This window comes from Laspinema olomoucense D3b, from assembly GCF_025370785.1.
Lineage (GTDB): Bacteria > Cyanobacteriota > Cyanobacteriia > Cyanobacteriales > Laspinemataceae > Laspinema > Laspinema olomoucense.
Genome location: NZ_JAMXFA010000042.1, coordinates 16,389 through 29,761 on the forward strand (window position 1 = coordinate 16,389; position 13,373 = coordinate 29,761).

The 13,373-nt window shown below is 45.3% G+C and carries 10 protein-coding genes; 8 read left to right on the plus strand and 2 right to left on the minus strand.

What is annotated here, in order from left to right:
* Positions 1-45: 45 nt before the first annotated feature.
* The 5 genes from NG792_RS23670 (at position 46) to NG792_RS23690 (ending at position 5,215) form a co-directional block, all read left to right on the plus strand.
* Complete coding sequence (locus tag NG792_RS23670; RefSeq protein WP_261201149.1) at positions 46-339, plus strand: hypothetical protein; 294 nt, start codon at positions 46-48, stop codon at positions 337-339.
* A complete protein-coding gene (locus tag NG792_RS23675) occupies positions 336-2,408 on the plus strand; it encodes an AAA family ATPase (RefSeq protein ID WP_261201150.1) in 2,073 nt (690 codons plus the stop codon). Before NG792_RS23670 ends, NG792_RS23675 begins: the two co-directional genes overlap by 4 nt.
* 103 nt (positions 2,409-2,511) lie before the next feature.
* A complete protein-coding gene (locus NG792_RS23680) occupies positions 2,512-3,423 on the plus strand; it encodes an RpnC/YadD family protein (RefSeq protein WP_261237022.1) in 912 nt (303 codons plus the stop codon).
* Between the two features lie 257 nt (positions 3,424-3,680).
* Entirely contained in the window at positions 3,681-4,634 is a 954-nt protein-coding gene (locus NG792_RS23685) for a hypothetical protein (RefSeq protein ID WP_261201152.1), read from the plus strand.
* Positions 4,635-4,744: 110 nt separating this feature from the next.
* Positions 4,745-5,215: a DNA phosphorothioation-associated protein 4 gene (locus tag NG792_RS23690; RefSeq protein ID WP_261201153.1), complete on the plus strand. Its 471-nt coding sequence runs from the start codon at positions 4,745-4,747 to the stop codon at positions 5,213-5,215.
* Between the two features lie 93 nt (positions 5,216-5,308).
* On the opposite strand, the gene NG792_RS23695 is transcribed toward NG792_RS23690, so the two are convergent.
* A complete protein-coding gene (locus NG792_RS23695) occupies positions 5,309-6,907 on the minus strand; it encodes a DGQHR domain-containing protein (RefSeq protein WP_261237023.1) in 1,599 nt (532 codons plus the stop codon).
* A gap of 269 nt (positions 6,908-7,176) precedes the next feature.
* Here NG792_RS23695 and dndB point away from each other — a divergent pair, with 269 nt between their 5' ends.
* Positions 7,177-8,250: a DNA sulfur modification protein DndB gene (dndB, locus tag NG792_RS23700; protein ID WP_261237024.1), complete on the plus strand. Its 1,074-nt coding sequence runs from the start codon at positions 7,177-7,179 to the stop codon at positions 8,248-8,250.
* A gap of 71 nt (positions 8,251-8,321) precedes the next feature.
* Here the strand turns inward: dndB and NG792_RS23705 are convergent, their stop codons facing one another.
* A complete protein-coding gene (locus NG792_RS23705; RefSeq protein WP_261237025.1) occupies positions 8,322-9,497 on the minus strand; it encodes a DNA sulfur modification protein DndB in 1,176 nt (391 codons plus the stop codon).
* Between the two features lie 82 nt (positions 9,498-9,579).
* On the opposite strand from NG792_RS23705, the gene dndC reads away from it, so the two are divergent.
* Together dndC and dndD are read left to right on the plus strand one after the other, a co-directional pair.
* A complete protein-coding gene (gene dndC, locus NG792_RS23710) occupies positions 9,580-11,208 on the plus strand; it encodes a DNA phosphorothioation system sulfurtransferase DndC (RefSeq protein WP_261237026.1) in 1,629 nt (542 codons plus the stop codon).
* 87 nt (positions 11,209-11,295) lie between these two features.
* On the plus strand, positions 11,296-13,278 hold the full coding sequence (gene dndD / locus NG792_RS23715) for a DNA sulfur modification protein DndD (RefSeq protein WP_261237027.1): 1,983 nt from the start codon (positions 11,296-11,298) through the stop codon (positions 13,276-13,278).
* The last annotated feature ends 95 nt before the right edge of the window (positions 13,279-13,373 follow it).

The following is a 13,373-nucleotide window of genomic DNA, read 5'->3' on the forward strand; positions in this document are numbered from 1 at the left end:
TTAATGACAATTGGGTAACACTTCAATCGGGGAGGAAATCATCAAATGTACGCCAGTCACCCGCCAGAATCAGATACAACTTTGGGAGTCGCCTATCCTTCCGGGACAGTTCCGGTCAAAAAGCACCTTATTTTCGCAGAAAATCAGCCCGCCTATCACCCCAGCAACCGACCCCAAGAGGAACTGCGCGATATCGAAGAACCAATCCTCAGTGCCTCCCCAGAAGTCCGCGCCATTATTGAGCGGGTTTTGCAAGCGGAAAAAGATAAACTCTATATGAAAATGCCCCGGAATATTAACGATGATATCCTCAAAATTGTCAAGGAAGTAATTCAATGAAACTGATTTCTCTCACTCTTTGTAATTTTCGCCAATTTTATGGCAGAACCCCCGAAATTTTCTTATCCCGAGGGTCGCATAATACGACCATCATTCATGGCAATAACGGGTCCGGTAAAACTACCCTAATGAATGCCTTTACTTGGGTACTTTATGAACAATTTTCCGCTGCTTTTGCCGGACCCGATCGCCTGGTGAATAAACGCGCAATCACCGAAGCAAAACCCGGTGAACCCGTTGCCTGCTGGGTGCAATTAGTATTTGAACATGACAGCAAACGCTATCAAGCAAAACGCCTAATTCGTGCTTACAATACCCAGACGGGAATTACGCATGGTTCGAGTGAATTATTTATGACGATCGCCGGAGATGATGGCAGATGGTCACCGCCTCCACCGCAACAACATCCCGATGATATCATTGGCCGGATTTTACCCGAAAGTTTACATCAATATTTCTTTTTTGATGGAGAACGAATCGAGTATATCGTCCGGTCCGAGAAAAAAGCTGAAATTGCCGAAGCAACTAAAAAATTACTGGGATTAGAAGTCTTAAATCGGTCAATTCGGCATCTCGGGGAAACCCGCAAAAACTTAGAAACGGAATTAAAAGCGATTGGCGACCCGCAAACCAAACAATTATTAAAAGAAAAGGCAACCCGGGAAAAAGATGGCACTCGCCTCCAGAAACGACAAACTGAGATTACCAAAGAGTTAGAAGCACAAGCGCAACTGAAGAAAACCATTAGCGATCGCCTCCTGGAACTAGGTGGGGCCGAAGAATTGCAAAAGCGGCGCAAAAACCTAGAGGAACAAAACACCTCCATTCGCAACCAATTAAAACAAGCTAAAGAAGCGCTAAAACGGGCCATTTCTACTCAAGGTTATATCACTTTACTGGGAGAATTTACCAGCGAATTTAGAACTTTAGTTAATGATTTACGGAACCGAGGGGAATTACCAGCAGGGATTAAACAACCCTTTGTCCAACAATTGCTCGATCGCCAACGCTGTATCTGTGGATCCGAACTTAGCGAAGGCAATCCCGCCAGACAACTGGTGCGATCGTGGATGGACAAAGCAGGCATGGCAGACATTGAAGAAACCGCCATTCGTATGAGTACCCAAGTGGAAGCGATCGACAAACAAGTACCGGACTTTTGGCAAGAAATGGACCGCCAACAAAAGGCGATCGAAGGATTTAGAACCGAACTTTCTGCCATAGAAAATCAGCTTGATGAAATCAAAGATAAACTAAGAAGCTATCCCGATGAAAACATCCAAGAGTTGCAAAAGCGCCTAGACGAAATCGAACGCAAAATGAGCGAACTCGACCGAGAATCTGGTTCCAATCAAACCCAAATCGACAGCTTGCAAGGGGCGATAGAACGGTTAAACAAGCAACTGGAAAAGCAGAAAACCAACGAAGAGAAACAAGAGTTAGCCAAAAAAAGAGTTTTCGCCACCCAGGATGCGATCGACCGCTTAACCGAGGTGCGATCGCGCCTAGAAAACCAATTTAGAACCCAACTCGAACAACGAGTTCAGGAAATATTTAGTGAAATTTCCTTTACTCCATATCTCCCAAAACTCAGCGACAAATATGAACTCACCTTAATCGAAAATACCAGCGGATTTGAACTCCCCGTTGCTGCCTCCACTGGAGAGAATCAAATTCTTAGCTTATCCTTTATTGGGGGTATTATCGACGGCGTTCGCGAGTGGAGTAAAAAGAACACCTTAATGGGACCGGATAGCAGTACCTTCCCCATCGTCATGGACTCCCCCTTTGGCAGTTTAGACGAAATTTATCGCCGCCAAATTGCCAAAATTCTCCCCCAACTTGCTAATCAACTCGTTGTCTTAGTCACCAAAACCCAATGGCGAGGAGAAGTCGCCCAAGAAATGAGTCCTTATATCGGCAAAGAATATGTCCTTGTCTACAATTCTCCCAAACCCGATTGCGAAGAAGACTGGATAGAATTAAAAGGAATGCGCTACCCCTTAGTTAAGTTGAGTCCGAATGAATTTGAATATACCGAAGTTGTGGAGGTAGACGAAGCATTTTAATCCAAGGACCCAAAAACCGGGTTTCTCACCAAAATTGCTGCAATTTAGCATAAACTTGGTTAAGAAACCCAGTTTCTAACCTTAAACAAATGACCAATGACCAATGACTCGCTTTATTCATGACCAATTTGCCAAAGATTACTTAGAAGAATTGCTGTCCCCTTATGGCGAAGTCAAACCATCCCGGCGAGTTGCCGGAGAAGTCCGAGAAATCGATGTTTGGTTTGCACCTTCCCCCATCGCCGCTGCCAATCTTGCCGGATTAGGATTATTAGGACGATTCGCCAGGACCCCGGCAATCTTTGAACCCTTTCGCAACCCCGCCAACCCCGACGACATCTGTAATTGCCTTTTAAAATTACTAGAAGTCCGAGGAGATTACCAACGAGAAGCGAATCGGAATAATACCCTGATTCAAGAGTCAAACTTACCCAAATTATGGATACTCACCCCGACGGCATCGGCTAACCTTTTAAAGGGATTTAGAGCTATACTAGAACCAAATTGGTTGCCTGGGGTGTACTTGATGGGGGACTCTCTGAGAACGGCGATCGTGGTGATTCACCAACTACCCCAAACCTCAGAAACCCTCTGGTTGAGACTTCTGGGAAGGGGAAGCGTCCAAAAACGGGCGATCGATGAACTCGAAGCACTTCCACAGGATAACCCATTGCGGGCAGTTGCCTTAGAAATGCTTTACAACCTGCGACAAAACTTACAAGTTAATCAAAGTAACGATGCAGAAGAACGGGAGTTAATTATGCGATTAGCACCACTTTATCAACAAGACCGAGAACAGGCAATCCGTGAAGGAGAACAGCGAGGAATTCAGGAGGGACAGCGCCAATTGATAGACAATTTCTTGCGGGGACGCTTTGGGGAATTAGATGAGGAACTTTCTGCATTGATTGACCTCTTATTAGCATTACCTCCCAAAGAATTGAGCGCCCTCATGCTACAATTAGCTACTCTATCTCGCGAAGAATTATTAGGGAGATTTTCTGAAAGGGACTAAATCTTTGATTTTTTGAGCAAAAACTGTTTGACCAACCCCCGGACCAGGAACCGGGTTTCTCGTCAAAGTTGCTGCAATTTACCATAAACTTTGTTAAGAAACCCGGTTTCTAATCTTAAACAAATGACCCATGACTAATGACCCGTAACAAATAACTGCCGATCGCGCTAGAAGAGGAAACTGGCACAATCCTGCTGCAAACCGGCGCAATTTAGGCTACAAATCCCTCGTATGAAAGCGTAAAAATTGATAACTCAATGAAAGCATTGCAAGTCTTAGCAGGCGTTTTAGTCGTCTTCACCCTACCCAATAGCGCCGAATTGGTACCACCGGGGAGAGAAACCCCCCTCACCGAGTTGGGGGATACCTTCGAGGAAGTTGGGTGGAGTTATAACTTCAATAACCCTAAACTCCACAATCAATATCACAATCCCGGTTCGGGTTGGGTTGAAGTGATCCATGCGGGGAATGCTCCCACTGGTGTCTCTGCCAATGGCAGGTGGATGGAGGGACCGACTCGGGGACATCCGGATATTGTGGAACAAGTCACAACCCCACCGGGAGGCATACCTGGAAGTCAATATTCCTTGCGTCTAAGAACTACAAATTCTGGCACTCCTAATATTACTCAAGGGACGATTCAACAAGACGATTTACTGAATATTATTCCAGGAAAAATAAACGGGGATATTCCTCTGGGTTCAGGGTTAAGTGTGGTGACGCGAATTTATCTACCACCCTTAAACCAATGGCAAGATATGAGTGGATATCATATCGGGTTTCGCGTCGGTGCCACGGGACGAAAACCCGATGGTCAACTTGCAGATTATTGGCCGGGAATTTGGATGTGGATGGACAAAGAAAGTAGTGGTCGTCGCTCTTTTCGCTGGGTGGTTCGCGCCAATAACGAAGGGGTAGATGTCAATGCCAGCGAACAAAAATTCACGAATACAGGATGGTGGACTCTTGGCATGGCATTCAATTCAGATGGGTCTATTAGTTACTACGCCAGTCCGGGAGTTGATGATTTAACTCCGAGAGATTTACTCACCTTCCGCGCCGGTTCTCAGTCTGCTGCGGCGACTTATACCCCTTATGGATTTAAGTTTGATAATCTGGACTATTTGTTCTTTTCTACGGGGAATACAGATGGTCAAAATTCCACAGAATTTATCATTGATGATGTGGGGGTGTATCGAGTGGAACCCTAAAAAGGTGAGTCGCCGACTATGAAAAAACCTCCATCTATGCTAGATTAGCAGGATGGGGGCGTTGCTTCCGGAATCCTGTTCACTGTTCAACACAATACAGGGCGATCGCAATGGGTGCATATCGAATTAAGGTGGCCAAAGATAAAGCAGATTTAGTCACATCCTTAACTTCATCGGACAACAAAACCGGCGTATTTCGTCACTTTACCGATGTTCTCGTTTTTGCTGCTGCCTTGGGTGCCAAACGCAAAAAACGAGTTCCCCTCGGCGCAATTTCCAAAACCGAACCGGGTCCAATTGACATCGATACCTTTGTCACAAAAGGATATGACTTGGTGATTAAATTACTGGCGATCGCCGAAACCAAAGACTCCAAAATTATTGCACCCAACGACCCCGATTCCGAAGAAATCCGCGCTCATATCTTTGAAGAATATGCCAACGGCGGCCTAGAAATCCTCCGCGAAGAGTTACGAGGTGCGGTAGACTATACTGAAAGAATCCTCCTCATCCTCCTCTCTGAACGCTTCAAAAAAACCACCTCAGAACCCGATGATTTTGACCTCAGTCGATTTTTGTAATTGTTCGTAACAACACCCGGCGGGGGATTTATCCCCCGCCGGAGTTGAGGATAGTATTCTTCATGTTCAACGTCCCGACTTCAGTCGTTCCCCTCACAAAACCTCCGGCAAACCCACCTCCTTCGGTTTCACAAACTTCCCATCAAAACTAACTGCTTTCCCTTCAAAAGTACGCGCATCCGCTAACGCTTTGCGTAGATTTGCTCGCTCATAATCATCCTCAATTCCCCCTAAAATATAAACCAACAACTTCGCCGCCAAATCCCGACCCGAAACTAATACCCGCCGTTTACTCGGGTCATACAATACCCCATACCATAGGGACTGGGGATATTCCATCCCACTAAATCCCCCATCTACATCAAATTCCTGCAATTTCTCAATCAACTCTTTCAAGGAAAACCCTTTCTCAAACACTAAAATTCCCATTGCTTGCGCTAAGGCAATTTGTCCAATGGGACGAAACAGTAAATTGCCATCACCGCCGCCTTTTTCATGACTAAAACGGCGCATTTCTGGGGTTTCTGTTCCTGAGTCAAGTTGCTGATAGCTAACTAAGCTGGATAATCCATCAAATAATGCTTTAAATTCCTCTAACCCTTCCTCTAGTTCATCATCTTCCGGACGAATCGGAACTAACCCTTTGTTATTGGCCGATCGCCACTGGGGAAATTTCGGGCCTAAGTAGCGTTCCGACATATCTTTAAGCGCCTGAAGGGTGGTTAAAACCGTTGATTTTGCCGCAACCGTTGCACTATCCCAATTCACCCGAGGATTCCGTTTCTTTTTCTCTTTCAATAAGGGATGAGTAACCGCAACTTTCCGCGCGATAATCGAAAATCCATCATCTTCATTTAAAACAGCCAGTTGTCCTTTACTCAGGTTGACCGCCATCAGGTTAACATGAACAAAAATTGACCGGACCCTGCGCCTTGCTTCGTCTCGGGTTTCTCCTTCCAGGACTGCGGGAATAAATTCGATGCCGATTCGTTCCGAGGCTAAATTTTGCAAATGTGCCGATTCGACGTGATATTGCTGTTTTAAATCATCAACAGTAATCGCCGCACCCACGGCCTTTTTATTTTTATTAAATCGTTGGAGTCGTCCGGTTTTAATCAGTTCCATTAACCCCTGGACTCCCATCAGTCGATGTTGACCATCGAGAGCAAAAATTGCCACTTTTTCAGATACATCTAAAAGTCCGATAGTGTTGTCTTTGTCTAAGGCAACGAAATCACAGGTAGACTGACGCGATCGCCCATTTTCATCCCACTCGGACGCATCTGGATTATCCACCCACGGCGGACTTTGCACTACCAACAAAGCGGGAAATTTATGGTTTTTTCGGGCGACTAAATACAGGGTCAAAGCTGCTTGTCGGGACCAATCTAGGGGACGTTGTAGCAGTTCGTCAATGGTTTCCCGGTCCCGGACCACATTATCCGTTTGAGGGTCATATTTTTTCTGAAATAGTGGCAGTTGGGAGGCGAAACGAACCCGACTGCTTAACCATTCTAAGGTCACGGACCCGATAAATGCCTCAGTATTCCCCATCTGGGTTTTTTGGACCAGAAGGCGATCGCTGCGGGAGAGGTGGCGATCCAGCAATAGCGCCAATGCTTCGCGATCGCTATTTTCCTGTTCCAGGATTTTACTGGCAAGGTCTGTTGCTGGATTCCGGGGAGGGTTCATGGGGACTTTCATCTCGATAGGCACATCCTTAAACATAGCAGGAAAGTTCCCCGCCTGACTTATATCGGCTCAAACCCTCGTTCTACAAGGGTTTTGAACTTTTTTGCTAAAAAGCTAGTTTTTAAAAACTTTTTGTGCAATACTGAAACAAAGCCATTCAATCCAGGGTTGCTATATCATATTTATGCAAATTTGTCAAAGATTATTACAACAAAAAGGGGAGGCGGTGCGGTTGGATCCTGTCTACCGCACATACCGGGAGGGCGATCGTGCTAAATACGGCCTTTGAATATGTCTTACCTGTCATCCGGGGAATCCAGGCGGGACGGGAATACTATGTATCCATGTGTCCTCTGCGACTGCTGCCGAAACTGTTCCCTTTGGAACAGGGGGAAACGCCGCCAGAAAAGCGGGCACGGCGATCGCTGAATCGGACCCGAGTGCCACAAATTACCCAGTATATTTTGGATAATCCCCAGAGTTATACCCTCTCGGCGATTACGGCCTCTATTGATGCAGATATCACCTTTGAACCCCTGGGAACAGAGGCGGAAGGGCGAAAAATCGGACGCTTGCGAGTGCCAATGGATGCGCGATTTACCATCAATGACGGCCAACATCGGCGGGTGGCATTTGAGTCGGCATTGAAGGAGAATCCAGAGTTAGGATATGAAACCATTCCCCTAATCTTGTTTCTGGATGTGGGTTTGAAGCGATCGCAGCAAATTTTTAGTGACCTCAACCGCTACCCAGTGCGATCGGACCCTGCCTTAAATCTGCTGTATGACCATCGCGATCGCGCCGCCGCATTAGGGAGAGGTGTATATCAGCAAGTGGAGGTATTCCGCACCCTCACGGAAACCGAACGCAGTCATTTAAGCACCCGGTCTGGTAAACTCTTTATACTCCCCCATATTTGTCAGGCAACCGTGACATTATTGGCAGACCGGGAAGGGGAACCCCTAGAGGCACAAATCCAACAGGCAGTGGATTACTGGAATGCCGTCAGTCGGCAAATACCAGATTGGCAACTTGTATTAGACCGCAAAGTCAGCGCTTTTGAGATGCGGCGAGATTACCTGCATACCCAGGCGATCTTCTTAATCGGACTAGGCGCAGTGGGTGCAACGTTACTCCGGACCTATCCAGACACCTGGCGAGACCATTTGGACCCCTTGCGGCAAGTCGATTGGTCGCGATCGAATTTAGACTGGGAAGGGAGGGTGATTTTCAAGGGTCAACTGTCCCCAGGGTCAACCAGCGTGATCCGGATGACTGCTTATCTGAAACAGCGCTTAAATTTGCCACTAACGGAGGAAGAGAAGCGTTTGGAACATGAGTAGGAATTCAGGAGGGAGGAATTAGAGAGCAATTTAGGGCGATCGACTCCCTCCTCCTTGCTAAATGTCACAACTTACATCCATCCTAGATGGGTTTTGACCCGATTTACAGCAATTCTTATAGCATTAACTCCTGCTGTTATCTTGTAAGGTTTTGCTGGATTTTTAGGGTTAGGATCCAATAATACAACATTGTCTCTCCATAAATGCCCTTCTCTGGACCAATTGAGTTGAGCTAATGTAGAAATTTTATTAGGGTCAAACAAATGAACATTTTTGTCATAAATACAATAGAGCAAGTGGCCTAATATTTCCATGCCAACACTTCTACCCAGCAAGTTTTCATTTTTAAAATTCTCTATTTCATCAATGCTCAAATCATCAACATGGGTATTAACAATATGACGACTCTGACTGCATTCACTAAAAAATTGATTCAGGGCATGAATTAATGCGTCGGATGCTTTATCTACATCACGCTCTTTTAACTCGCTATTAGAGTCCCCAGAGAAAGCGGCCCCTACGAGCTTGGCGATATAATTTGTGGTATAAATTAATTTCTTTTTAGAAGGAGGAGAACTTTTGATTTTTTCAGTCTTCCCTCGAAACATGACAACTTCATCAAGAACTCGCTTAGTGATGCCGACCCGACCTTCAAATTCCCCAAACGACAACAGCAGTGATTTATCAAGTTGCTTGGTTTGTGCCATATCTCTAAAATCACTCTGGCACTGGTTAAAGTCAGGTTCTAACACAAGAGTAATGGGGAAATCATTATCGCCAATTACCTCGCCAAATTCACCGATAATCAAATCTTGGATTGCACTTTTGCGATGTTGTCCATCTGTAATATCTAACTTGACCCCCCGAGGAATGACGACTAAACAAATCCCTCTCCCCAATTCAATGAGCTCAATCTTGCTGGGATCGACATTTGCCGTTAGGGTTCCTAAAATCCAGGGTTTGCCTTTGGTGGCGCGTTTGAGAATATACTCTTTGATTTCCTCGGCATGACCCTTAACTTCTGGGCGATTTTTACCCGAATCGGGGTCGTTGTCACTAGAGGGTTTTGCTTGTAGAAGCGTCGGCAAATCATCGGCAGGGACATTGATTTGCACCATCTGGCGCTTCCCCTGGCGAAAAATTAACCCGGGATAACACTTTTCGCGATGATGCTTTGCGAAATAGGGTTCAAGCACCGGATCGAGGCGGGTAGGCGTTTCTGACTGGGGCAACAAGTCATCTGTCATATTAAGTCGTAATTGTAGTAAAAAGCTGTAAAATTATAACATAGCCATTGCCATTTAGAAAATATCAAGGAGTTTGGAGATTATGCCACAACAAGGCCAAATGTCGCTTTTTCCACCTCGGACTGTGGAAGAATTAGTAGAAGACATCGAAAAATTAACGAAAGAGATTCAAGCGCTCTACTGTTTAGATGAAATTCCCTGGATTTTGGGGTATTCAGGCGGTAAAGATAGCACAGCAACATTGCAGTTAGTCTGGAATGCGATCGCGCAACTTCCTCCCTCAAAACGAACCAAAACAATTTACGTTATTACAACAGATACCCTGGTAGAAAATCCAATTGTTGCGGGTTGGGTTCGCAAATCTATCGATAATATGAAAGTAGCAGCTATGGAACAAAAAATGCCTTTTGAACCGCATTTGCTGCAACCCGATATTAAGCATACATACTGGGTAGGTTTAATTGGAAAAGGATACCCAGCACCTAGAATTAAATTCCGATGGTGTACTGGGCGCTTAAAAATAGAACCATCTAACCGTTTCATTCGCAATGTAGTTAGAACCAATGGTGAAGCGATTCTTATCTTAGGAACTCGTAAAGCCGAAAGTTCTAAACGTGCTGCCACAATGAAAAAACTAGAAGAAAAACGAGTGCGTGATCGCCTAAGTCCTAATGCTCATTTACCCAATTCTCTTGTTTATAGTCCTATTGAAGACTGGCGCAATGATGAAGTCTGGATTTATTTGAATCAATGGTCTAATCCTTGGGGACAAAGTAACAAAGACCTTTTTGTCATGTATCGTGAATCTACCGCCGATAATGAATGTCCTCTAGTCGTTGACACCTCTACTCCTAGTTGTGGAAGTTCTCGTTTTGGATGCTGGGTTTGTACTCTAGTTGATAGTGACAAATCTCTGACTGCAATGATTCAAAATGATGAAGAAAAAGAGTGGTTGCAACCTCTAGTAGATATCCGTCTTGAATTGGATATTGAAAATGATCGCCAGCATAGAGACTTTCGCCGAATATGGGGAGATGTCCAATTATTTGAGCGAAATATTGAAGGACAAACCTCAGTGGAGCCAATCCCCGGACCTTATACTAAGGAATGGAGAGAATATTTACTGAAAAGAATTTTAGAAGCTCAAACTTTGGTCCGTAAGACTGCCCCGGCAAACATGGGAGATATTACCCTAATTAGTTTAGACGAACTCAGTGAAATTCGTAGAATTTGGCTGGAAGAGAAGCATGAATTTGATGATAGCTTGCCCAAGATTTATGAAGAAGCGACTGGGGAAGTATTTAAGGATCCTCGTCCTGGCGCTGGCAATCAGTTGTGGGGAAGTGATGAGTGGGAGGTTTTGCATGAAATCTGCGAACCGGATGCGATGCACTTGGAATTGATGTCTAAATTGATTGGAACGGAGTATCAGTATCATACGAAGTCTCGGCGGATTGGGGTGTATGATGCGTTAGAGAAATGCTTTGAGAGTAGTTCGCGATCGCAGGAAGAAGCAATTGAAAATGCTCATTACAAGCGGGACCTAAAAACTGCTGCTAAGGACGGGGATGTTTATGCGATTAAACAGCTCAAAAATCGCGAAATGAAACCGTCTGTGACTGATGGGGATGTTGCTGGGACTAAACAGTTAAGTTGGGGGATGATGAAATATCCAACTATCACTCCTGATGATGAGGATGGAGAGAATTAATCGAAGAACCCCCCCTAACCCGATGGCGTTGCTAAGGGGGGGAATTGAAATGTTGCCTACTGTTGACTTTATTACCTTGACTGTATCGTGATTTTTATTGAACTGGTTCTGCAAAATTTTGGTCCTTATATGGGACGACAGGTGATTGATTTACGTCCCCAAATTCAGGGGGAAACTCGTCCGATTATCCTGTTTGGGGGGATGAATGGTGGAGGGAAAACCACCCTGATGGATGCCATTCGGTTAGCGCTTTATGGTCCTCGTGCTCAATGTTCGACCCGAGGCAATTTGAATTATAGTGATTTCCTGACTCAATGTGTGACTCGGGATTCGGATCCGGTGGAAAAAACTCGGATTGAGTTGGTGTTTGAGCATTTTGAAAATGATGCGGCAGTGGAGTTGCGGATTGTGCGCTATTGGGAAGCAAATCCCAGGGATGGTAAGGATACGTTAGGGATTTTAGAAGGAGATTGGCCCCGAACAGATTTGACGAATATTTGGGATGAATATATCGAAAATTTGTTGCCCTTGGGAATTTCTAATCTGTTTCTATTTGATGGGGAACAGGTGAAGGAATTGGCGGAACAAGAAACGCCGCCTCCGGTGGTGGTAGATGCGATTCAATCGCTGTTGGGGTTGGAGTTGGCGGAACGGTTATCCATAGATTTGGATATTTTGGTCCGGCGGAAACAGAAGAAGTTGGCAAGTGCAAAGCAGTTGGCAAGTTTGGAAGAAATTGAACAAAAGTTGTCCAAATCTACGGGGGAACTAGAGGAGGCAAAGCAAGAGTTAGGCGGGTTACAAAATAATTTAGAAAAGGCCCATGAACGGCAGCGGGAAGCATGGGATAAGTTTATTTCAGAAGGGGGGAAAATTGCAGCACAACGGACTCAGTTAGAAAAGCAAAAGCGCAATTTAGAAGGAAATTTGGAACAGATGCGCGAGTCTTTGGGGGAATTAGCTGGGGGGAGTTTACCCTTAGCTTTGATTCAACCATTGCTGAATCAGGTGCAGGTTCAAGGGGAAACCGAGGCGAAGTCTCTTCAGGCAAAAATTGCGCGGGATGTGGTGAAGGAACGCAGTAGTCGTCTAGTAGAATATCTGGACAAATTGAAGCTGAAACCACAGCAATTAGATAAGATTAAGTTTTTTCTGGATCAGGAGGATGAGGCACTCGATCGCGAAATAGGTTCTGAGGAGGATTTGTGGTTGTCGGCGGATGAGGAAACCCTGTCTTTGTTAGCGAATGTTTTGCGTCATGAACTGCCGAGTCAGGTAAAATTAGCGGAGGAAAAGTTGCAATCTGTGGAAGCATTGGAGGTGGAAATTACTTTCAATGAACGACAACTGGCATCGGCCCCTTCTCCGGAGATTTATGAGCAATTGGATGCGGCATTGAAGGCGGCACAAGCGGCAGTGGTAAAAGCACAAGGGGACTATAATAATGGTCAGCAGCGATGCGATAAGTTAGGCAAAGATATTGAGGGGTTCAAGAAAGAACTGGCGGTGTACAGTGAAACGAGTATTGAACGCCAAAATGATGAGCATATTATTGAATCATCGAAGAAGGTTCAGGAAACTCTGAAATTGTTTAAGGAACGGTTAACCCTGCGGAAGTTAAATAAGTTAGAGGTGGAGGTAACGGACTGTTTCCGCTATCTGTTACATAAAGTGGATTTAGTCCATCGGATTGCCATTGATACTCAAAGTTTTGGATTGTCTCTGTACAACCCCGAGGGTCAACCTGTCCCCAAACATCGCCTCTCGGCGGGGGAAAAACAGTTGTTAGCGATCGCCTTTTTGTGGGGATTAGCGCGAGTCTCGGGACGGCATCTGCCGGTGGCGATCGATACGCCATTAGGACGCTTGGATTCGTCCCATCGGAATAATCTGATTGAACGCTATTTTCCCTCAGCATCCCATCAAGTGATTTTGTTATCTACGGATACAGAAATTAGCAAAAATGAGTATGAACATCTTTTAGAACAAGAGGCGATCGCCAACAGCTACCTCCTCAAATATCAACCAGAAACCCGAAAAACTGTTGTACAAAAAGGCTATTTCTGGTAAACTATTAAACCAACTTCTTAGCCCGCGCAGGCGGGCTTCGTCCCTATAGCCCCACCCTTTCCTTACGGAACGCTGCGCGAACAGGGTGCGGGACT